This is a genomic window from Mesorhizobium sp. J8, assembly GCF_016591715.1.
Lineage (GTDB): Bacteria > Pseudomonadota > Alphaproteobacteria > Rhizobiales > Rhizobiaceae > Mesorhizobium.
In genome coordinates this window covers 318829-339651 of sequence record NZ_AP024109.1, presented here as the reverse complement: position 1 = coordinate 339651, position 20823 = coordinate 318829, and the positions used below count along the sequence as shown (strand labels likewise).

Here is a 20823-nt window from a genome sequence, read left to right as displayed (position 1 = left end):
GAGCGCACCGCCTCTTTCTGCGACGTCGAAAATTGGCGAAGGCCGAGGCGACATCCGATCTCCCCCCTTGCGGGGGAGATGTCCGGCAGGACAGAGGGGGGTGGGCGGGAGCTCAACATTTCGGGGTTATGGGCGTCAGGTGGTGATCCAGGCGAGGACATCACCGCCACCGCTCTACACCTTCACCAGTTGCTCCACCCGCCCCTTCTCGCCGAAAATCCTGAGATATCTTTTGATCTCCTTCTCGTCCCCCGTCGCCTTGGCGGGGTTGTCCGACAGCTTCACCGCCGGCCTTCCATTGGCCTCGCTGACCTTGCAGACGAGCGAGATGGCGTCGAGGCTCTTGGTTTCGGTCGGCGCGCAGCCCTCGAAATCGTTGGTGAGGTTTGTGCCCCAGCCGAAGGACATGCGCACCTTGCCCTTGAAGTGACGATAGGTCTCCTCGATGGTCTCGACTTCCAGGCCGTCGGAGAAGATGAGCAGCTTCTGCTTGGGATCCTTGCCCTTCTCGCGCCACCAGGCGAGGATCTTCTCGCCGCCTTCGATCGGCGGCGCGCTGTCGGGGCGGAAGCCTGTCCAATCGGCGATCCAGTCCGGCGCATCGCGCAGGAACGCGGCCGTACCGAACGTGTCGGGCAGCACGATCAGCAGATTGCCGCCATAGTAGCGCTGCCAGTCCTGCAGCACCTTGTAGGGTGACTGCCTCAGCTCCTCCTCGGAATTGGCGAGCGCCGCGAAGACCATCGGCAGTTCATGCGCGTTGGTGCCCAAAGCCTCAAGGTCGTTGTCCATGGCCAGAAGCACGTTGGACGTGCCGGTGAAGGCTTCGCCGATGCCTTCCTTCAGCGCCTCGACGCACCAGCGCTGCCACAGAAACGAATGGCGGCGCCTTGTGCCGAAGTCGGAAATACGGATGCCGGGCAAGGCCTTCAGCCGCTCGGTCTTGTCCCACATCTTGGCCTTGGCGCGGGCGTAGAGCACGTCGAGCGTGAACGGGCCGAAGGAGCGCATCGCCGCTCGCGAGCGCAGCTCGTTGATGATGGCCAAAGCCGGGATTTCCCAGAGCGTCGTGTACATCCAGGGCCCGGCGAAGGAGAGCTCGAACTGGCCGTCGCGCCTGGACAACTCGTAGTCGGGCAGGCGGAAATCCTCGAGCCAGGCGAGGAATTCCGGCTCGAAGATCTGCTTGCGGCCGTAGAAGGTGTTGCCGCCCAGCCAGATCATCTCCTTCTTGGAAAAGCGCAAGGTGCGGGCATGGTCGAGCTGCTCACGCAGCTCCCCCTCGTCGATCTCGTCGGCCAGGCGCACCGAAGTGGTGCGGTTGATCAGGGAGAAGGTGGCGTCGACCTTGGGATACATGCCCCAGATCATCTGCAGCATCAGAAGCTTGTAGAAGTCGGTGTCCAGCAGGCTGCGGACGATCGGGTCCAGCTTCCAGGTGTGGTTGTAGACGCGCCGCGCTATATCGGTCTTTGCCATGCTCGCTCATCCATAAAGCGCAACGCACGGAAACGCGGGCGTCACGCCTCAGATCCTTGTTTGAACAATTCCGAACGGAGGACCGTCGCATGGAATTGCTTTAGCCAACTGCCTCTTAGCATTGTATTTTCGAACGCGCTCCCCGCTTTGCAAGCTGGCCCGACAAAAAGCAGCTAAGCAAGTCCAGCCGTCAGTGCCCGGTTCTGGCACCTACGACCTTGAGCGACGGGCGTTTCCTGCGGCCCGGCACGCGACCGGCCACTGGGGCGTCGGCGCGGGCCTCGTCCTGCTCCTTTTCAGCGAACAGCCAATCGATGAAGAGCTGGACGATCGGCGCCGAGCGCATCTCGTTGCGGCAGACGACGTAGAAATCGTCGACTGCCGGCACCGACAGGGTAAAGGGCGCGACGAGCATGCCCCTGGCAAGCAAGGCGCGCGCGGTGACGGAATCGCCGAGCGCCACGCCGTGGCCGTGCACGGCGGCCTCCGTCGCCATGCGCGCATCTCCCAGACGGTGGCGGCGGCCGCGCTCCAGATCGAGCGCATCGGCGGCGGCCAGCCAGGTGTGCCATTCACGGCCGTCGTCGCCATGCAGGAACACATGGTCGGCGAGGTCGCGGACGCTGCGGATCGGCCGGTTGTTGATCAACGTCGGACTGACGACGGGGAAGAGCTCCAGCCCGGACCATTTGCGTATCCAGCAGTCGCTCCAGCCGCCGTCGCCATAATGCACGCAGACGTCGATATCCGCGGCGCGGATGTCCTTGGGATCGTTGGACGGGATCAGCGTCAGCTGGATGTCGGGATATTGCGCCGTGAACGAGCCGAGCCGCGGCGTCATCCACAGCAACAGCAGCGCCGGCACGCAGGAGACCGAGAGCGCGCCGGCGCTCGCCGGCCTGGTCATGCGCTGGGTGGCGGCAGCGATGCCCTCGAAAGCGGCCGAGACCGCCGGCAGGAATTCCGCGCCATGCGGCGTCAGCTTCACGCGCTGACCGGTGCGCTCGAAGAGCTTCACGCCGAGCGACTGCTCGAGCGCCTTGATCTGATGGCTGACGGCGCCGTGGGTGACGTTGAGCTCACCCGCCGCCTTGGTCAGCGAGGCGTGCCGCGCCGTGGCCTCGAAGGCGCGCAACGGGTTCAGCGGCGGCAGGCGCTTGGCCATGGAGATCTCCTACTTTGTGAGATTTTCTCACAATCGAGACCCTAACAATATCAATTGATTTTTCAATGCGGCTGCCCGACACTTTTACCCGGAACAGCTTTCAAGAGACGTGAAATCCGCATGGCGCAGCGGGCAACGATCCAGCCGGACAACAGGCTGGCTTGGCAAATCGTCCGTGCGGGCAGCAAGCAGAGGAGACCGGACATGGGTTACGATCGCGGCAAGCTCGAAGCGTTGCGCCGCAAATATGGCGAGAGCCATGGCGGCGAGATGTTCGATCCGAAATTCCGCAAGGTCGCCGACAAGATCTTCAACAAGTCGGGCACACGCCTCGCCCCCTATTCCGGAATCCCGACCTTCCTCGCCGCGCCCTACCGCGAAATCGCCGCCGAGAACCCGGATTTCGGCGACCTGCAGGTGGCGATGATCGGCGTGCCGATGGATCTCGGCGTTACCAATCGCCCCGGCTCGCGCTTCGGGCCGCGCGCGCTGCGCGCCATCGAGCGCATCGGCCCGTACAATCATGTGCTGGAATGCGCGCCGACGCATGAGCTGCGCGTCGCCGACATCGGCGACACGCCGTTCCGCAGCCGCTACCGGCTGGAGATCAGCCACGAGGACATCGAGAAGCGCACCAACCAGATCGTCGATGCCGGCGTGCTGCCGCTCTCGGTCGGCGGCGACCATTCGATCAGCCACCCGATCCTGAAGGCGGTCGGCAAAAAGGCGCCGGTCGGCATGATCCATATCGACGCCCATTGCGACACCAGCGGGCTGTTCGACATGACCAAGTTCCACCATGGCGGACCGTTCCGCAACGCGGTGCTGGACGGCGTGCTCGATCCGTCGCGCACCATCCAGATCGGCATTCGCGGCTCGGCGGAATATCTGTGGGAGTTCACCTACGAGTCCGGCATGACCGTCGTGCATGCCGAGGAGGTGACCGGGCTCGGCATCCCTGCCATCATCGAGAAGGCCCGGAAAATCGTCGGCGACGGGCCGACCTACATCTCCTTCGACGTCGACAGCATCGATCCGGCCTTCGCGCCGGGCACCGGCACGCCGGAAGTCGGTGGGCTGACGACGCGCGAGGTGCTCGAGTTGCTGCGCGGGCTGAAAGGTCTCAACATCGTCGGCGGCGACGTCGTCGAGGTGGCGCCGCAATATGACTCGACCACCAACACCGCCCATGTCGGCGCCCAGGTCCTGTTCGAGATCCTGAGCCTGATGGTGTTCAGCCCGGCGATCAAGAAAGGCTGATACAACAAACGAAATACGGCCGCCGCGCTGGAGCCGGCGGCCGGATGCAACAACAAGCTTCCAGCAGGGGAACCAAAAATGACTCTTCGCAACGCACTGAAATCCGTCATCACCGCAGCCGTCATCCTTGGCGCCGGTCTCGCCACGCAGGCCAAGGCGGACGCCATCGACGACATCACGAAGGCCGGCGCCATCAATGTCGGCATCTTCTCGGACTTCCCGCCTTTCTCCTCGGCCAGCGCCGATATGAGCATCAAGGGCTACGATGTCGACGTCGCGCAGGCGATTGCCGATGCCTTGAAGGTGAAGCTCAACCTCGTCAGCGTCACCGGCCAGAGCCGCATTCCCTATCTCACCGACAAGCGCGTCGATCTGTTGATGAGCGTCGGCTATTCCAAGGAGCGTGAGCAGGTGATCGATTTCGCCGCTGCCTACGCGCCTTATTACATCGCCGTCATCGGGCCGAAAGCGCTCGCCGTCAAAGGCAAGGAAGACCTTGCCGACAAGTCGATCGCCGTCAATCGCGGGACGCTTGAGGATACGTCGCTGACGGAAGCGGCGCCGGCTTCCGCCGATATCCGCCGCTTCGACAACTACAACTCCGTCATCCAGGCCTTCATCTCCGGCCAGACGCAGCTGATGGTAGTGGGCAACGATGTCGGCGCGCAGGTGCTGGCCAAGCAGGACGCGTTGCAGCCGGAGCAGAAATTCCAGTTGCTCACCTCGCCCTCGCACATCGGCCTCAACAAGAACGAGGACAGGCTGAAGAAGGCGGTGAATGATGCGGTCGCCAAGATGCTCGCCGACGGCAAGCTCGACGAGAGCTCGAAGGCATGGCTGAAGACGCCGCTCAATCCCGACAACCTCAAGGATTGATCTCCAGGGCGGCTCAGCTCGCGACAAAGCTCTGAGCCGCTCCGACTGTTCCAATAAGGTCGATCGCCATGGGCTACAGCCTCGACTTCGGCTGGCTTGCGGGTGCGGCGGGCGTGATCGCGCGCGGCGCGGCGATGACACTTCTGTTGATCGCCGTCACCACGCTCGCCGGCACCTTCCTCAGCATCCTCGGCGCTGCCGGCAAGCGAAACGGGCCTAAGCCGCTTCAGGCGGCGATCGCCTGTTATGTCGAGGTGATGCGCAACACGCCGTTCCTGGTGCAGCTGTTCTTCATCTTCTTCGGGCTGCCCACGCTGGGGATCAGGCTGGACCCGATCGTGGCCGCCATGCTGGCGATGACGCTCAACATGGCGGCCTACACGATCGAGATCGTCGGCGCGGGACTCGACGCCGTGCCGCGCGGGCAGACCGAAGCCGCGCTTGCGCTTGGGCTCCGGCCCCGCCAGGTGTTCGTCAAGATCGTGCTGCCGCAGGCGCTGAAGGTGATCTATCCGGCGCTGACCAGCCAGATCGTCATCATGATGCTGGAATCGGCCGTCGTGTCGCAGATCGCCGTGCGCGAATTGACCTATGAGGCCGACATGCTGCAGGCCCGCACGTTTCGCGCGTTCGAAACCTATTTCGTGGTGACCATGGTCTATCTCGGCCTGTCGATGGGGCTGCGCCGGCTGCTGGTCGCCGGCGGCCGCCGGGCGCTTGGAGCAGGCGTGTCATGATCGAGTTCACCTTCTGGGACATCGTCCGCAACCTTCTGCTTGCCGCCCGCTGGACGGTGCTTTTGTCGCTCGCCGCCTTCATCGGCGGCGCGCTGGTCGGGCTGCTCGTGCTGTTCTTCCGCATCGCCCGCAACAAATGGGTGAAGCGCATCGCCTCGGGTTACATCGCGCTGTTCCAGGGCACGCCGCTTTTGATGCAGCTCTTCCTGATGTTCTTCGGCCTGCCGATGCTCGGGCTGCGCATCGAGCCGTGGACGGCGGCGATGCTTGGGCTGACCTTCTTCGCCAGCGCTTACCTCGCCGAGATCTGGCGCGGCGGCGTCGACGCGCTGCCGCGCGGCCAATGGGACGCCGGCGCCAGCCTCGGGCTGCACTATCTGCAGGAGCTCAGGCTGATCATCCTGCCGCAGGCCTTCGCCATCACCCGCGCGCCGACGGTCGGCTTCCTGGTGCAGCTCATCAAATCGACGGCGCTGACCTCGATCATCGGCTTCGAGGAACTGGTCAGGACCTCAAACGCCATCAACAACGCGACCTTCGAGCCGTTCAAGGTCTACGGGCTGGTGGCGCTGATCTTCTTCGTGATGTGCTTCCCGCTGACGCAATATGCGCGCCGGCTCGAAAAGCAGGCTCCGATGCGCTGAGCCGGCGAAAGACTGCCGACCGGACCGGCAGCCCTCTGTCGATCAATGCTCGAACGACAGCGCCGGCGCGATGCGGTCGCGCCGGAGCCAGCGCGCGAGCAGCAGCGCCGCCACCACGGCCAGCCCCGAGGCCAGTCCGATCCAGATGCCGACGCCGTTCAGGCCGAAATGGAAGGCGAGCAGCACGCCGAGCGGCAGGCCGACGCCCCAATAGCCGATCGCCGCATAGATCATCGGCACCTTGGTGTCGTGCAGGCCGCGCAGCATGCCGGCCGCAACGGCCTGGGCACCATCGAAAATCTGGAACAGCGCGGCGAAGGCAAGGAACGAGACGGCAAGCGTGATCACCCGGGCATTGGCGGGATCGGCAAGATCGATGAAGGCGCTGATCAGCGTGTGCGGCCAGAGAATCATCACCAATCCCATCAGCGCCATGAAGGACACGCCGATGACGAAGGCGGTCCAGCCGGCGCGCGATACGCCTTCCGGGTTGCCGGCGCCATGCGCAAGGCCAACCCGCACGGTGACCGCCTGGTTGAGGCCGAGCGGCACCATGAAGGAGATCGAGGCGATCTGGATGGCGATGGCGTGGGCGGCCAGCGAATCCGCGTCGATCAGGCCCATCAGCAGGGCCGCTGCATTGAAGATCGTCACCTCGAAGGCGAGGATGCCGGCGATCGGCAGGCCGAGTCTCAACAGGCCGCGGAAGCGCGGCCAGTCGGCGCGCCAGAAGCGGCCGAACAGACGGTAACGGCGAAACTTTTTCTCCTTGATCACCACGGCGGCGAGGCCGACGAACATCAGCGTGCTGGACAAAGTCGTGGCGAGGCCCGAGCCGGCGATGCCCATCGACCTGACGCCGAGATTGCCGAACATGAACACCCAGTTGAAGAAGGCGTTGCAGGCGACCGCGACGAAAACGATGATCAGCGCCCAGCCCGGCCGTTCCAGCGCCGAGATGAAGGAGCGCAGCACGATATAGCCATAGAAGGGCAGCACCGCCCATTGCAGCCAGTGCAGGTAGATGCCGGCCTCGTGCGCGAGTTCCGGCTTCTGGCCCATGGCCAGGAGCACCTCCTCGCCATGCCAGAGAAAAATCCAGATCGGGATCGAGATCAGGATCGCCAGCCACAAGCCCTGGCGCACGGTGCGGCGCAGGTCGCGCACCGAATGGCGATGACGACCGAGCTCGGTCGCCATCATCGGCGAGGTCGCCAGCATCAAGCCGAGGCCGAAGATCAGCGGCATGAAATAGAGGTTGGAGCCGAGCGCGCCGGCGGCGAGCGTATCGGGTCCGAGCCGGCCCATCATCATGACGTCCGTCGCGGTCATGGCGGTCTGGCCGAGATTGGTCAGCACCATCGGCCAGGCAAGCGCGATCGTCGCCCTGATTTCCTGACGCCAAAGGTTTTCCGGCGCGCGAGCGCCGGCTTCGATCGCAGACATTGTTCCGCTCTTTCAGAACACGGCGCGTCGGCAAAAAAGCCGGAAGCCGTACAGCAACGGCGCAAAATGGCGCCATTTGCGTCGCCTTGTGGACGAAAAGCGACATGTTGGCAAGGGAGGAGGCCCGGCTAGCGATTGATCCAGGCGGAGCCCGGATTCCGCGACGCCTCTTTCATTTGCCGGCCTTGGGCTGCTACGGATGCCCAGCATGCAGCAGGCGCCCCATGCCGGGAGGAATGGATGCCGTTCAGGCGCAGAAAGAACACGGCCGCGATCCCTCGCACGGCGCCCGCCTTCGAGCACATCGTGACCGAGGCGAGCGAGAGCTTCCTGTGGCGGCTGGACGATTATCCGTGGGAGCGCAATGTCTGGAATTTCCATCCGGAATACGAAATCCATCTGCTCAGGAAATCGTCCGGCGTGGTGCTGGTCGGCGATCATATCGGCGAGTTCGGGCCAGGCTATCTGACCATCGTCGGCGGCGGGCTGCCGCACGACTGGGTGACGGCGGTGCAGCCCGGCGAGCTGATCGAGGGCCGCGATATCGTGCTGCAATTCGATCCCGAGCGGCTGCGCGGCTCTTCCGGACTGCTGCCGGAGCTGCGCGAGCTTGAGCCGTTCCTGGAGCGCTCGCTGCGCGGCATGGTCTTCCATGGCCGGACGGCGCTCGACGGCGCCGAGCTGATGGAGCGGATGGGCGAGGTTCACGGGCTGGCGCGGTTCCGCATGTTCCTCGAGCTGCTCGAGCTTCTGGCCACCACCGACGAATACCAGCTTTTGTCGTCGCCTGACTTCTCGCCGCTGCTCGACGCCGAGTCGCTGGATATCATCCAGCGATCGCTCACCTATCTGTTCCAGCATTTCGCCGAGGACCTGAAGCTGCCGGAGGTGGCTCAGTTGGCCGGCATGAGCGAAAGCAGTTTTTCCCGGTTCTTCCAGAAGAACACCGGCAACTCCTTCAGCGACCACCTCACCAAGCTCAGGCTCTGGCAGGCCTGCAAGCTGCTCGCCGACACCGAGATCCCGATCACCGACATCTGCTTCCAGGTCGGCTACATGAACATCTCCAACTTCAACCGGGCCTTCCTGCGCAAGCACAAGATGACGCCGTCCTCCTACCGCAAGCTGTCGCGGCAACGGCTGACGTTACGGGCGTAAGGCAGCCGCGATAACGGCCGCTTCAATGGTACTGATACTCGTGTGACGAGCGGACTCTGCCTTCTCCATATTTTGCGGCGCACAATGCATAAAAGTACAGGTCTGCTGCAACGAGGCTTCTAGCCTCGCCTCCTCCAACTGCTCATTTTGGCGATGGGTGGCAAGTCACCCGGGCGACGGTGAGGGTCGCTTGGCCTGCGGATTTGCCGCTTCCGCGAGTGTTCCTGGAGGAGAAAAACCAATGAATTCAAATCGGCTCGCTGCCAGCCTCGGCGCAGCGTTCGTGCTTACCGCTTCCGTATCAACCGCGGCACTTGCCCAGGCGCCGGTCTGCTCGGCACCGGTCAAGGTGCTGGCGCAGCCACGCGACGGCCTGACGCTTCTGGAGGACTCCAAGGACGAGTTCAAAAAACTCTCCGGCGCCTCGTTCCAGATCGATTACCTCAATGAGAACGACCGCCGCGCCAAGTCGCGCGCCGACGCCTCCACCGTCGGCAACTACAACGTCTACTATGTCGACGAGGCCAATGTGGCGCTGTTCGCCTCGTCTGGCTGGATCGCACCGCTTACCGATTACTACCCAGCTGACTATGACTATGCCGATTTCGATCCCGGTCGCCAGAAGGTTGCCACCTATGACGGCAAGGTGTGGTTCGCGCCGCTGACCGGCGGCGGCGATCTGATGGTCTATCGCAAGGACGTGCTTGAGGCCGCCGGCATCCAGCCGCCGAAGACGCTGGACGAGCTGATCGCCGACGTGCCGAAGCTGACCAATGCCGACAAGGGCATGTACGGCATCGCGCTGCGCGGCGCCCGCGGCTCGGGCGCCAATGTCTGGCGCTGGATGCCGTTCTTCAAAGCCTATGGCGGCAAGTGGTTCGACGGCGACAAGCCGGCCTTCAATTCGGACGCCGCGGTCAAGGCGACCGAGACCTATCTCAAGCTATTCAAGGACTCGGCGCCCGGCACGCAGACCGGCAGCTGGGATGAATCGACCGGCGCCTTCCTTTCCGGCCAGGTCGCCATCCTCGTCGAATCGACGCCATTGTCGGGCATGGCGGTGGACCCGAAGACCTCGCAGGTGGTCGGTAAGGTCGGCTTCTTGCCGCCGCCCTCGCCGCTGCCGGGCGGCGGCTACGGCCATGGGCTTGCCATCGGCACCAAGGCCAATGCGGATGACGCCGCGAAGAAATGCGCCGGCCTGTTCATCGCCTGGGCGACGTCGAAGGAGAACGAGAAGCGCCGGCTCGACGCGCATCAGTTCGGCGAGCTGAACCGCACCAGCATCCTCTCCAGCAAGGAATTCGCCGACATCTACGGCGCCGATCTCGGCCAGGCGCTGGCCGAAACCGGCAAGGTGACGGCGGTGAACTTCTGGCAGGATCCGCGCTGGCCGGATCTCGGCGACCGCTGGGGCATCATCCTCGAAGAGCTGGTCACCGGCACGCGCACCGACATCAAGGGCGGCCTCAACGAGCTCGAGGCGTATGCCAACGAGTTGGTGAAGAAGAAGTAATCCTCCCGCCCGCGGCGCACGGTCCACGGCATTCGAACGAATGCCGGGATCCGCGCCGCGGGTTCACCCTCGATCCAAGGCACCGCGATAAATCCGAGGAGAGGCAATGCGCCGACGCTCTTCCCTGCCGGTCACATTCCTGGTTCCCACCCTTGCCATCCTCCTGGTGCTGTCGATGGTGCCGACGCTCTACGCCGTCGTGATCGCGCTGCAGAACCGGGAGTTGAGCGCGCCCGGCTATTCCTGGGTGTGGTTCTCGAACTTCGTCGATCTCTTTGCCGACCGCCGCTTCCTCAACGCCGTCTGGGTTTCGGTGAAGTGGGAGATCGTCACCGTCATCGCGACCATGGTGGTGGCTATCGGGCTTGGCGTGCTGATGTTCGAGGTCGCCGGCCCGCGCCTGCGCAATTTCTACTGCCTGCTGTTCATCATCCCGGTGCTTTTGCCGCGCGTCTCCGCCGCCTTCGTCTGGAAATTCGCCTATCACCCGCTCTACGGCATCGCCACCTATCCCTACCGGCTGATCACCGGCGGGTTGATCTTCGATCCGCTATCCAAGCCGGGCACCGCGCTCTTCGCAGTCGCTTCGGTCGATGTCTGGCAATGGGGCCTGTTCTTCGCCGTCATCGTGCTGAAGCTGCTCGAAACCCTGCCGCCGCAGCCGATCGAGGCGGCCAGGCTCGACCACGCCAGGCGCTGGCAGATCCATGCCTATGTGACCCTGCCGATGCTGAAGGCGCCGCTGATCAGCCTGATGTTCGTCAAGATGATCGAGTCGCTGCGCTCCTTCGACCTGATCTATGTGATGACGCGCGGCGGGCCCGGCGTCGCGACCGAGACGCTCGACATGTATGCCTTCTCGCAAGGCTTCATCGAGTCCGGCAAGGTCTCCTACGCTTCGGCGATGGCCGTGCTGATGATGATCGCGACCGTCATCACCTTCACCATGCTTTGGAAGCGGGTGCAGGCATGAAGCAATATCGGATGAGACCGGGCCGCCTGGTCGCCAGGGCCATCCTGGCGCTGGCCGGATTCCTGGCCGTGTTCCCGCTGGTGTGGACGGCGCTCAACGCGTTGAAGAACAATGTCGACATCATCACCCGCGTGCCGAAGGTGATCTTCACGCCGACGCTCGCCAACGTCAGCTACATCCTCGGCCGCGACAGCGTGCTGACCGGCCTCTACAACTCCGCGGTCGCCTGCGGCGTGGCGGTGCTGATCGGCATCGTGCTCGGCCTGCCGGCGGCCTATGCGGTGGCGCGCTATCCCAATCGCTTCGCCGGCGACATCCAGTTCTTCGTGTTGTCGCTGCGCTTCCTGCCGCCCGTGGCGGTGGCGATCCCGCTGATGGTGATCTGGCTGCAGCTCGGGCTCTACGACACTTTGCCGGCGCTGATCGTCACCTACTCGCTGCTCACCATCTCCGTCATCATGTGGCTCGCCATCCCGGCCTTCCAGGGCGTGCCGAAGGAGATCGAGGAGGCGGCCTTCGTCGACGGCTACGGCGCTTATGCGGTCTTCTGGCGGATCGCGCTTCCCGTCGCGGCGCGCTCGCTGATCGGCGCCATCGCCTTCAGCTTCGTCTTGGTCTGGAACGAGTTCCTGATCGCGCTGATGCTGTCGAGCTCCAACGCCAAGACGCTGCCGATCGTGGCGTCCGAGCTGTCGCAGCAAGGCATGAACGTGCCGTGGGGCATCCTCAACGCCTCGGTCGTGCTCCTTTCGCTGCCGCCGCTTTTGTTCCTCGGCGTTTTGAGCGGCTTCCTGAATTCCGTTTTCCGGCCAAAGAAAAGTTGAAGTGAGGATACCCGATGCGGGCACTGGTGCTTGAGAAAAAAGGCGAACTGTCGCTGCGCGAGATCGCGCTGCCGCAAGACGTCGGACCGGACGATCTTCGGATCGCCATCCACACGGTCGGCGTCTGCGGCAGCGACGTGCATTACTACACGCATGGCGCCATCGGCAGCTACATCGTGCGCCAGCCGATGGTGCTCGGCCATGAGGCCTCGGGAACGATCGTCGAGGTCGGCGCCAACGTCACCAGCCTGAAGGTGGGCGACCGCGTCTGCATGGAGCCGGGCGTGCCGAACCTTGCGTCGCGCGCGACCAAGCTCGGCATCTACAATGTCGATCCGGATGTCCGCTTCTGGGCAACGCCGCCTGTGCATGGGGTGCTGGCGCCTTATGCCGTTCATCCGGCGGCCTTCACCTACAAGCTGCCGGACAATGTCTCCTTCGCCGAGGGCGCGATGGTCGAGCCCTTCGCCATCGGCATGCAGGCGGCGGCGCGCGCCCGTATCGTGCCGGGCGACGTCGCCGTCGTGGTCGGCTGCGGGCCGATCGGCATCATGATCGCCTTGGCCGCGCTGGCGGGCGGCTGCGCAAAAGTGCTGATCTCGGACTTCTCCGCGCCCAAGCTGGAGATCGCCGCCCGGTATCCCGGCATTGTGCCCGTCAATATCGGCGAGCAGTCGCTGGTCGATGCCGTGCGGGCCGCGACCGACAATTGGGGCGCCGATATCGTGTTCGAGGCGAGCGGCAGCCCGAAGGCCTTCGACAATCTGTTCGACATCGTGCGGCCGGGCGGCGCGGTGGTGCTGGTCGGGCTGCCGGTGGAAACGGTTGAGCTCAACGTGCCGGCGGCGATCTCCAAGGAAGTGCGCATCGAGACGGTGTTCCGCTATGCCAACATCTTCGATCGCGCCTTGCAGCTGATCGCCTCCGGCAAGGTCGACCTCAAGCCGCTGATCACCGGCACTTATGACTTTTCCGAAAGCATCCAGGCGTTCGAGCGCGCGGCGCAAGGCCAGCCGCAGGACGTCAAGCTGCAGATCCTGCTGACCGGCGAGAAGGGGTAAGGCATGTCCGCAATCGTTTGCTCCCATGTCGACAAGGCCTATGGCGCCACGACCGTCATCCGCGATCTCAACCTCGCGATCGAGGAGCATGAGTTCGTCGTGTTTCTTGGGCCGTCCGGCTGCGGCAAGTCCACGCTCCTGAGGATGCTGGCGGGGCTGGAGGACATCAGCGGCGGCGAGGTGTCGATCGGCGGCAAGGTGGTGAACGATCTCGAGCCCGGCGACCGCGGCATCGCCATGGTGTTCCAGAACTATGCGCTCTATCCGCATATGACGATCTTCGACAACATCGCCTTCGGGTTGAAGCGGCAGAAGGTGCCGGCAAGCGAGATCAGAAAGCGGGTCGATGCCGTCTCGAAGACGCTCGGGCTGGAGCCCTATCTCGGCCGCAAGCCGACCGAGCTTTCCGGCGGCCAGCAGCAACGCGTGGCGATCGCGCGCGCCATGATCAAGACGCCGAAAGTGTTCCTGTTCGACGAGCCGCTCTCCAACCTTGACGCCAAGCTGCGCAACCATATGCGGGTCGAGATCGCCAGGCTGCACCAGTCGCTGAAGACCACCACCGTCTATGTCACGCACGACCAGCTGGAGGCGATGACGCTGGCCGACCGCATCGTGCTTCTGAAGGACGGCGTGATCGAGCAGATCGGCTCCCCGGCGGAAATCTATCGCCGTCCCGGCAACCAGTTCGTGGCCGGCTTCATCGGCACGCCGAACATGAATTTCATCGAGGCCATGGTCGGCCGCAAGGAAGATGGCTGGACGCTGACCGGCGCCGGAACGGTGCTGTCGCTGCAAGGCAGCGATTTTTACCTGCAGCATGGCGATCGCGTGGTGCTCGGCATCCGGCCCCCGGATCTGAAGACGGCGCAGGCCGGCGCAGCAAATCTTTTGCAAGGCACCGCCGACCTCATCGAGTTCCACGGCAATGACGCGCTGGTGACGTTCGGCTCCGGCGGCAAGGAGATCAGCGCGCTGGTGCCGGCCCGCGAATGCCCGGAATTGCGAGCGCTCGTGCGCTTCACATTCGATGAGGATAGCATCCACCTGTTCGACGCGGAGACAGGCAAGTCGCTGCGCAAACAGGCTAATTGATCGCGTCGAGCACCTGCCGCTGACGGTGCATTTCGAGGAAGATGCGGTAGTCGCGATCGAAGCGCGCGCCGGCTTCCTTGCTGGGCGCGCGCGTCTTGCCGCCCTGCTGCATGGCGACACAAGCCGCGTTGAGGTCGGGATAGAGCCCGGCGGCGGTCGCCGCCACCATGCCGGTGCCGAGCAGCACCGCCTCGTCGGCCAGCGGCTCGACCACCGTGCAACCGGTGGCGTCGGCGTAGAGCTCCATCAAAAGCGGGTTCTTGGTGTGGCCGCCTGTGACATGCAGCGTGTCGATCAGGTAGCCGTTCTCGTTCAGCGCCTCGAGCACATGGCGCACGCCGAGCGCGATGCCGACGGCGGTGCGCCAGTAGAGCTTGCACAGGCTGTCGAAGGAGGAATCGAGCGTCAGGCCGCTGATGACGCCGACCGCATGCGGGTCGGCGAGCGGCGAGCGATTGCCGTGGAAATCAGGCAGCACGTGCAGCCTGGCCGCCAGCGCATCGCCATCCTCGGCGCGCAGCTCGGCGACGCGCCTGGCGATCTTCATATGCATGGCCGCGTCCGGCTCGCCGCCGGCGCCGTGCCAGCGGATGATGTGGTCGAGCAGCGCGCCGGTGGCCGACTGGCCGCCTTCCGACAGCCAAAGCGTCGGCAATGCCGTGCCGTAATACGGACCCCAGACGCCGGCAAAGGGCTGCGGGTCGGGCGACATCGCCATCACGCAAGACGATGTGCCGGCGATCAGCGCCAGATGGCGGCTGATGTTCTTCTCGTCGCCGGCAAAGCCGCCCAGGACGCCCAGCGCGCCGGCATAGGCATCAATGACACCGGCGCCGACCCGGCATTTCTCGGTCAGGCCGAGCTCAGAGGCGGCCTTCGCCGTCAGCGGGCCGATATCGGCGCCGACCGGGCTCGCCTTTTCCGGAAGATTGCCGTGCTCGAACAGATCGCCGAGCCCGACAAGCTCGAAGAAATCGCGGCGCCAGCTTTTCTCCTCATGGGCGAGATAGGTCCATTTGGCCGTCAGCGTGCATTGCGAGCGGGCGAGCGAGCCCGACGCCTTCCAGGTCAGGAAATCGGCGAGGTCGAATAGATAGCCGGCTTCATTCCATGTCTTCGGCAGGCCGCGCTTCAGCCACATCAGCTTCGGCGTTTCCATCTCCGGCGACATCACGCCGCCGATATAGTCGAGCACGGCGTGGCCGCTGGTCGTGCATTCGTCGGCCTCGACGATGGCGCGGTGATCGAGCCAGACAAGCGTGTCCCAGCGCTTCTCGCCGGTGACCGAGACGCTGATCTGGCCGCCTCGCCTGTCACGGACGACCAGCGAGCAGGTCGCGTCGAAAGAGATGCCGGCGACATCGCCTGCGGCGACCCCGGATTTCTCGAGCGCGGACCGTACGGATTTGCAGACCGCCGACCAGATGTCTTCGGAATCGTGCTCGGCATGATCGGGCTTGGGCTGGTGCATGGCGATCGGATGATCGGCGCGGCCGAGCAGGTTGCCGCGCGCGTCGAGAATGCCCGCGCGAGCGCTCCCGGTGCCGACATCGACCGCGCAAACGAAACTCTTCGTCAAGATGCTTTTTCTCTCGCTCCCAGGCCTGCAATCAGATCGGGCAATTGCAGCATGTCAGCGAATATAAAGTCAGGCTCGGTCGACGCAAGCCGCGCCTTCAGCGCCGGGTTGGACGCATGCGAGCCGCCGGTGAAGGCCAGGACGCGCATGCCGGCCGCGCGGGCAGCGGCGACGCCGGCGGGGCTGTCCTCGATCACCAGGCAGTTGCCCGGATGCGCGCGCATCGAGGCGGCGGCATGGAGGAAGAGATCGGGCGCCGGCTTGCCGCGTTTGACCATGGTGGCGCTGAACAGATGCGGCTCCAGCAGCGGCAGCAGGCCGGTGACGTCGAGCGCATAGCGAATGCGCTCCAGCGTGCCGGACGAGGCGACGCAGCATGGCAGGCCGAGCTTCGGCAGCACCTCCTTGACGCCCGGGATCGGCTTCAACTCCTCGCGGAACTTGCGCATCAGGTCGACGCGCATGGCGGTCAGGTGCTGGTCGCTGATGTCGAGCCCGAACTCTTGGCCGAGAATCTCGCGCACGCTCTTCATGCTCTTGCCCAGGAAATGCTCGTAGGCGGCGTCCTCGCTGACCGTGCCGCCGGCGAGCTCGATCATGCCGAGCAGCGCGGAGACCGAAAGCGCCTCGCTGTCGACCAGCACGCCGTCACAGTCGAAGATGACCAGTTCCGGCCGCATCGCGATCTGCTTCCAGTGGGCGTCAGAGCTTGCCGGCAAGATAGCGCGTCAGGGTCTCGCGCGCGCCGTCCGCCCACAGCGCCTTCAAGGCATGGCCGAACGCCTCGGCGAAGACGGGAGAGCGGCCGACATCGCCGTAGATGTCCTCCATCGCCAGCCAGGCCTTGGGATCGGCCTTGGCCGCCTTCGCTGTGGCCTGCATGCGGTCCCAGTTCGGATCGTTCGGCTCGATGACGGCGCCGCTGTCGGTGGTGCCGAAGCAATAGCGGCACCAGAGCGCGGATTCCAGCGCGAGGCCGGCGACGCCCTTGCCTGCCTTCAGCCGATCGGCGATCGTCGGGATGATGAATTTCGGCTGGCGGTTGGAGCCGTCGAGGCAAAGCCGGCGGATGGTGTCGCCGATCTTCGGATTGGAGAAGCGGCGCTCGATGAGCTGGTAGTACTCCTCGAGATCGGTATTCGGCACCGGCGGCACGGTCGGGATGATCTCGTCATGCTCGAGCTTCGACAGGAAGGCGCGCACCAGCGGCTCCTGCATGCCTTCATGCACGAAATGGATGTCCATCAGGCCGGCCGGATAGGCTATCGTTGCATGGCCACCATTGAGAATGCGGATCTTCATCAGCTCGTAGGGCGAGACATCCTTGACGAATTCTACGCCGACCTTTTCCAAGGCCGGGCGGCCGGCGGTGAAATGGTCCTCCAGCACCCACTGCTTGAACGGCTCGCAGAACACCGGCCAATTGTCCTCCAGCCCGAAATCGTCGGCCAGGATCTTCCGCTCGCGATCGGTCGTGGCCGGGGTGATGCGATCGACCATGCCGTTGGGGAAGGCGACCTTGTCCTCTACCCATCTGGCGAGATCCTCGTCGATCAGCCGGGCAAGGCCGATGACGCCGTCGGAGGTCACATGGCCGTTATGGGGGATGTTGTCGCAGGACATGACGGTGAATGGCACGATGCCGTCCGCGCGCCGGCGCAGCAGGCCGGCCAAAATGATGCCGAAGACGGTTTTCGGCGTAGCCCCCTGCTGTGCGTCGGCGACGATGTCGGGATGGGCAGGGTTGAACTTGCCCGAAGCCGGATCGATGAAATAGCCGCCTTCGGTGATGGTCAGCGAGACGATCTTGATCGCGGGATCGGCGAGCCGCTCGATGATGGCGGCGGCATCGCCGGGCGTCAGGAAATCGATCATGGCGCCGGTGACGCGGGCGCTCATATGGCCCTGGTCCTGCTCGACCACGGTGGTCAGCCAGTCCTGTTCCTGCAGCTTGGAACGGCCGATCTTCTCGCCTTCGAACACACCGGCGCCGATCAGCGCCCAGTCGTGGCCCTCGCCCGTAGCGAACAGATCGTCGAGGTAGACCGCCTGGTGCGAGCGGTGGAAATTGCCGACGCCGAAATGGACGATGCCGGCCTTCAGCGTGGAGCGATCGTATTTCGGACCGACGACCTTGGCCGGGAGCCTGGCGAGGTTCGAGGAAGAGAGTTTCACGGTCATCTCATTTACCCTTTGGCCGATCTGCAGCCCGACTGATTACGCCTCCTTCAGAGGAGCGAGGATGAGGGGCAACACCTGGTGTTCCAGTATGCTGCCCCTCACCTGCCCCGCGACGCTTTCTCCGGAGGAAAAGAGAGAAGCGCCTTCCCCCTCAACTCATCCCGTCAGCTCATCCATTGGCCGCCATCGACATTGTAGGTCTGGGCGACAATGTATTCGGCCTCGTCGCTGGCGAGGAACACGGCCATGCCGGCAAGGTCCTCGGGCTTGCCCATGCGGCCATAGGGAACGCCTTCGCCGACCAGCCGCTTCTTCTCGCCCTTCGGACGGTTCTCATATTTGGCGAACAGCGCGTCGACCTGGTCCCACATGTCGCTGTCCACGACGCCCGGCGCTATGCCGTTGACGTTGATGCGGTGCTTGATGAGGTCGAGCCCGGCCGACTGCGTCAGGGAGATGACGGCGGCCTTGGTGGCGCAATAGACCGCGACCAGCGGCTCGCCGCGACGGCCTGCCTGGCTCGCCATATTGATGATCCTGCCGCCCTTGCCACGCGCGATCATCGAGCGGGCGGCGGCCTGCAGCATGAACAGCGTGCCGGCGACATTGACCGCGAACAGCTTGTCGTAGCTCGCCCTGGTTATCTCGACGATCGGCGCCAGGTCGAAGATCGCCGCGTTGTTGATCAGCACATCGAGCCCGCCGGTCTTCGCCTCGACCGCCTTCACCGCCGCCTCGATCGAGGCCTGGTCGGTGACGTCGAGCCGGATCGCGTAAGCCGCGGAACCGATCGCCTTCGCCGTCGCTTGCGCCGCGTCGAGGTCGATGTCGGCAATCGCCACCGTCGCGCCTTCGCGCGCATAGGCTTCGGCGAAAGCCCTGCCGATACCCCGCGCCGATCCGGTGATCAGCGCCGATTTGCCTTTCAGCCTCACTTTTCCATCCTCACTGGGCCAGCGCCCTGCCGTCGGCGCCGAAACGGTGGAGCTTGGTCTTGTCGGGGGTCAGGTAGACGGTGTCGCCATGTTTCACACCGACCTCGCCGTCGGCACGGACATTGACGGTGCCGATGCCGTCTGCCTGAACATGCAGGAAGGTGTCCGAGCCGAGATGCTCGGCAACGCCGACGGTCGCCTTCCAGTCGCCGGACGAGGTCGAGATGTTGAGATGCTCTGGCCGGATGCCGATGGTCCTGGCGCCGTATTTCTCCGCCGGCGCGCCTTCGATCATGTTCATCTTAGGCGAGCCGATGAAGCCGGCGACGAAGAGGTTCTTGGGCGTCTTGTAGAGCTCCATCGGCGAGCCGACCTGCTCGATGTTGCCGGCGTTGAGCACGACGATCTTGTCGGCCATGGTCATAGCCTCGACCTGGTCGTGGGTGACATAGATCATCGTCGTTTTCAGCTGATGGTGCAGTTCGCTGATCTCCAGCCGCATCGTGCCGCGAAGCGCGGCGTCGAGGTTGGACAGCGGCTCGTCGAACAGGAAGGCCGAAGGCTGGCGCACGATGGCGCGGCCGATGGCGACGCGCTGGCGCTGGCCGCCGGACAGCTGGCCTGGGCGGCGCTCGAGATAGTTGGTGAGGTTGAGCACGCGGGCTGCGTCCTTCACCTTCTTGTCGATGGTCGCCTGGTCCTCGCCGGCCATCTTCAGCGGGAAGGCGATGTTCTTGGCGACGGTCATATGCGGGTAGAGCGCGTAGGACTGGAACACCATGGCGAGCTTGCGCTTGGCCGGCGCCTCGCGGGTGACGTCGCGGCCATCGATCGAGATGGTGCCGCCGCTGGTGTCCTCCAGCCCGGCGATCAGCCTGAGCAGCGTGGACTTGCCGCAACCCGAGGGGCCGACGAACACCACGAACTCGCCGTCCTCGATGTCGAGGTCGATGTTCGGAATGATCGTCGTCGACCCGAAGGACTTGGAGACGTTCTTGAGCGTGATGTTTCCCATGGTTTCCTCCCGGGGATATCTATCGTCGTCCGCCGCTTGGGCGTTCCTACTTCACGGCGCCAAAGGTCAGGCCGCGCACCAGCTGCTTCTGGCTGAACCAGCCCATGATCAGGATCGGCGCGATCGCCAATGTCGAGGCCGCCGAGAGCTTTGCCCAGAACAGGCCTTGCGGACTGGAGAAGGAGCTGATGAAGGCCGTCAGCGGCGCGGCGTTGGTGGTGGTGAGCCGGATGGTCCAGAACGCCTCGTTCCAGGCCAGGATGATATTGAGCAGCATGGTCGAAGCGATGCCGGGAACGGCCATCGGCGTCAGCACATAGATGATCTCGTTCCACAGCGAGGCGCCGTCCATGCGGGCCGCCTCCAGGATCTCGCCCGGGATCTCACGGAAATAGGTGTAGAGCATCCAGACCACGATCGGCAGGTTGATCAGCATCAGCATCACGGTAAGGCCGATACGGCTGTCGAGCAGCCCGGAGTCGCGGAAGATCAGGTAGATCGGGAACAGCACCGCGACCGCCGGCATCATCTTGGTGGACAGCATCCACATCAGGATGTCCTTGGTGCGCTTGGTCGGCGAGAACGCCATCGACCAGGCCGCCGGGATAGCGATGATAAGTGCGAGGATCGTCGAGCCGACCGACAGCAGCACCGAATTGAAGAAGAACTTGAAGTAGCCGCTCTGCTGCTGGACCTCCGAATAGCTCTCGAAGGTCCCGGACGGGATCAGGTTGAAGCCCTGGATCGCCTCCTGCTCCGATTTGAACGAGGTGATGATCGTGTAGAGGATCGGAAAGAAGATCAGCAGGGCGACGACCCAGGCCGCGGCCGTGGCGATGGTCTTGTGCTGGGTGGTGACTGCGCGGGCCATCTTGTCCT

The 20823-nt window shown here is 64.3% G+C and carries 19 protein-coding genes; 10 read left to right on the top strand and 9 right to left on the bottom strand.

The window, feature by feature from the left end; translation table 11 throughout:
- Positions 1–174: 174 nt before the first annotated feature.
- Together pncB and gcvA are read right to left on the bottom strand one after the other, a co-directional pair.
- A complete protein-coding gene (gene pncB, locus MJ8_RS01730) occupies positions 175–1479 on the bottom strand; it encodes a nicotinate phosphoribosyltransferase (protein WP_201412799.1) in 1305 nt (434 codons plus the stop codon).
- 190 nt (positions 1480–1669) lie between these two features.
- Positions 1670–2644, bottom strand: coding sequence for a transcriptional regulator GcvA (gcvA, locus tag MJ8_RS01725; protein WP_201412798.1), 975 nt, complete (start codon positions 2642–2644; stop codon positions 1670–1672).
- Between the two features lie 204 nt (positions 2645–2848).
- On the opposite strand from gcvA, the gene speB reads away from it, so the two are divergent.
- From speB to MJ8_RS01705, 4 genes are all read left to right on the top strand, one after another.
- Positions 2849–3904 carry an agmatinase gene (gene speB / locus MJ8_RS01720; RefSeq protein ID WP_127226660.1) on the top strand — a complete coding sequence of 352 codons (1056 nt, stop codon included), beginning with the start codon at positions 2849–2851 and terminating at the stop codon, positions 3902–3904.
- 78 nt (positions 3905–3982) lie between these two features.
- On the top strand, positions 3983–4780 hold the full coding sequence (locus tag MJ8_RS01715) for a transporter substrate-binding domain-containing protein (protein ID WP_201412797.1): 798 nt from the start codon (positions 3983–3985) through the stop codon (positions 4778–4780).
- 68 nt (positions 4781–4848) lie between these two features.
- On the top strand, positions 4849–5517 hold the full coding sequence (locus tag MJ8_RS01710; protein WP_201412796.1) for an amino acid ABC transporter permease: 669 nt from the start codon (positions 4849–4851) through the stop codon (positions 5515–5517).
- A complete protein-coding gene (locus tag MJ8_RS01705) occupies positions 5514–6161 on the top strand; it encodes an amino acid ABC transporter permease (RefSeq protein ID WP_201412795.1) in 648 nt (215 codons plus the stop codon). Before MJ8_RS01710 ends, MJ8_RS01705 begins: the two co-directional genes overlap by 4 nt.
- Before the next feature lie 42 nt (positions 6162–6203).
- Here MJ8_RS01705 and MJ8_RS01700 read toward each other — a convergent pair whose 3' ends face one another.
- Positions 6204–7607, bottom strand: coding sequence for an MATE family efflux transporter (locus MJ8_RS01700; protein ID WP_201412794.1), 1404 nt, complete (start codon positions 7605–7607; stop codon positions 6204–6206).
- Positions 7608–7847: 240 nt separating this feature from the next.
- On the opposite strand from MJ8_RS01700, the gene MJ8_RS01695 reads away from it, so the two are divergent.
- The 6 genes from MJ8_RS01695 (at position 7848) to MJ8_RS01670 (ending at position 14234) form a co-directional block, all read left to right on the top strand.
- Positions 7848–8765, top strand: coding sequence for an AraC family transcriptional regulator (locus MJ8_RS01695; RefSeq protein ID WP_201412793.1), 918 nt, complete (start codon positions 7848–7850; stop codon positions 8763–8765).
- A 241-nt stretch (positions 8766–9006) separates the two neighbouring features.
- Positions 9007–10281: an ABC transporter substrate-binding protein gene (locus tag MJ8_RS01690; protein ID WP_201412792.1), complete on the top strand. Its 1275-nt coding sequence runs from the start codon at positions 9007–9009 to the stop codon at positions 10279–10281.
- Between the two features lie 106 nt (positions 10282–10387).
- On the top strand, positions 10388–11254 hold the full coding sequence (locus MJ8_RS01685; protein ID WP_201412791.1) for a carbohydrate ABC transporter permease: 867 nt from the start codon (positions 10388–10390) through the stop codon (positions 11252–11254).
- An 11-nt stretch (positions 11255–11265) separates the two neighbouring features.
- Complete coding sequence (locus MJ8_RS01680; RefSeq protein WP_201412790.1) at positions 11266–12078, top strand: carbohydrate ABC transporter permease; 813 nt, start codon at positions 11266–11268, stop codon at positions 12076–12078.
- 14 nt (positions 12079–12092) lie between these two features.
- A complete protein-coding gene (locus tag MJ8_RS01675; RefSeq protein WP_201412789.1) occupies positions 12093–13139 on the top strand; it encodes an NAD(P)-dependent alcohol dehydrogenase in 1047 nt (348 codons plus the stop codon).
- A 3-nt stretch (positions 13140–13142) separates the two neighbouring features.
- Positions 13143–14234: an ABC transporter ATP-binding protein gene (locus tag MJ8_RS01670; RefSeq protein WP_201412788.1), complete on the top strand. Its 1092-nt coding sequence runs from the start codon at positions 13143–13145 to the stop codon at positions 14232–14234.
- Here the strand turns inward: MJ8_RS01670 and MJ8_RS01665 are convergent.
- The 6 genes from MJ8_RS01665 to MJ8_RS01640 form a co-directional block, all read right to left on the bottom strand.
- On the bottom strand, positions 14227–15813 hold the full coding sequence (locus MJ8_RS01665; RefSeq protein WP_201412787.1) for an FGGY-family carbohydrate kinase: 1587 nt from the start codon (positions 15811–15813) through the stop codon (positions 14227–14229). The genes MJ8_RS01670 and MJ8_RS01665 overlap by 8 nt on opposite strands.
- A complete protein-coding gene (locus MJ8_RS01660; RefSeq protein ID WP_201412786.1) occupies positions 15810–16493 on the bottom strand; it encodes an HAD family hydrolase in 684 nt (227 codons plus the stop codon). The genes MJ8_RS01665 and MJ8_RS01660 overlap by 4 nt, the downstream gene beginning before the upstream one ends.
- A gap of 22 nt (positions 16494–16515) precedes the next feature.
- Positions 16516–17994, bottom strand: coding sequence for a mannitol dehydrogenase family protein (locus tag MJ8_RS01655; protein ID WP_201412785.1), 1479 nt, complete (start codon positions 17992–17994; stop codon positions 16516–16518).
- Between the two features lie 164 nt (positions 17995–18158).
- Positions 18159–18929, bottom strand: coding sequence for an L-iditol 2-dehydrogenase (locus MJ8_RS01650; RefSeq protein ID WP_201412784.1), 771 nt, complete (start codon positions 18927–18929; stop codon positions 18159–18161).
- Positions 18930–18939: 10 nt separating this feature from the next.
- On the bottom strand, positions 18940–19944 hold the full coding sequence (locus MJ8_RS01645) for an ABC transporter ATP-binding protein (RefSeq protein WP_201412783.1): 1005 nt from the start codon (positions 19942–19944) through the stop codon (positions 18940–18942).
- A 46-nt stretch (positions 19945–19990) separates the two neighbouring features.
- Positions 19991–20815 carry a carbohydrate ABC transporter permease gene (locus tag MJ8_RS01640; RefSeq protein WP_201412782.1) on the bottom strand — a complete coding sequence of 275 codons (825 nt, stop codon included), beginning with the start codon at positions 20813–20815 and terminating at the stop codon, positions 19991–19993.
- Between the last annotated feature and the right edge of the window lie 8 nt (positions 20816–20823).

What these genes read in the sequence shown, in the direction of transcription:
- MJ8_RS01680 (WP_201412790.1), top strand. Translation starts at nt 11,266, where the DNA reads ATGAGACCGGGCCGCCTGGTCGCCAGGGCCATCCTGGCGCTGGCCGGA.
- MJ8_RS01675 (WP_201412789.1), top strand. Translation starts at nt 12,093, where the DNA reads ATGCGGGCACTGGTGCTTGAGAAAAAAGGCGAACTGTCGCTGCGCGAG.
- MJ8_RS01705 (WP_201412795.1), top strand. Translation starts at nt 5,514, where the DNA reads ATGATCGAGTTCACCTTCTGGGACATCGTCCGCAACCTTCTGCTTGCC.
- MJ8_RS01670 (WP_201412788.1), top strand. Translation starts at nt 13,143, where the DNA reads ATGTCCGCAATCGTTTGCTCCCATGTCGACAAGGCCTATGGCGCCACG.
- MJ8_RS01710 (WP_201412796.1), top strand. Translation starts at nt 4,849, where the DNA reads ATGGGCTACAGCCTCGACTTCGGCTGGCTTGCGGGTGCGGCGGGCGTG.
- gcvA (WP_201412798.1), bottom strand. Translation starts at nt 2,644, where the DNA reads ATGGCCAAGCGCCTGCCGCCGCTGAACCCGTTGCGCGCCTTCGAGGCC.
- MJ8_RS01660 (WP_201412786.1), bottom strand. Translation starts at nt 16,493, where the DNA reads ATGCGGCCGGAACTGGTCATCTTCGACTGTGACGGCGTGCTGGTCGAC.
- MJ8_RS01715 (WP_201412797.1), top strand. Translation starts at nt 3,983, where the DNA reads ATGACTCTTCGCAACGCACTGAAATCCGTCATCACCGCAGCCGTCATC.
- MJ8_RS01700 (WP_201412794.1), bottom strand. Translation starts at nt 7,607, where the DNA reads ATGTCTGCGATCGAAGCCGGCGCTCGCGCGCCGGAAAACCTTTGGCGT.
- pncB (WP_201412799.1), bottom strand. Translation starts at nt 1,479, where the DNA reads ATGGCAAAGACCGATATAGCGCGGCGCGTCTACAACCACACCTGGAAG.
- MJ8_RS01695 (WP_201412793.1), top strand. Translation starts at nt 7,848, where the DNA reads ATGCCGTTCAGGCGCAGAAAGAACACGGCCGCGATCCCTCGCACGGCG.
- MJ8_RS01655 (WP_201412785.1), bottom strand. Translation starts at nt 17,994, where the DNA reads ATGACCGTGAAACTCTCTTCCTCGAACCTCGCCAGGCTCCCGGCCAAG.
- speB (WP_127226660.1), top strand. Translation starts at nt 2,849, where the DNA reads ATGGGTTACGATCGCGGCAAGCTCGAAGCGTTGCGCCGCAAATATGGC.
- MJ8_RS01640 (WP_201412782.1), bottom strand. Translation starts at nt 20,815, where the DNA reads ATGGCCCGCGCAGTCACCACCCAGCACAAGACCATCGCCACGGCCGCG.
- MJ8_RS01645 (WP_201412783.1), bottom strand. Translation starts at nt 19,944, where the DNA reads ATGGGAAACATCACGCTCAAGAACGTCTCCAAGTCCTTCGGGTCGACG.
- MJ8_RS01690 (WP_201412792.1), top strand. Translation starts at nt 9,007, where the DNA reads ATGAATTCAAATCGGCTCGCTGCCAGCCTCGGCGCAGCGTTCGTGCTT.
- MJ8_RS01685 (WP_201412791.1), top strand. Translation starts at nt 10,388, where the DNA reads ATGCGCCGACGCTCTTCCCTGCCGGTCACATTCCTGGTTCCCACCCTT.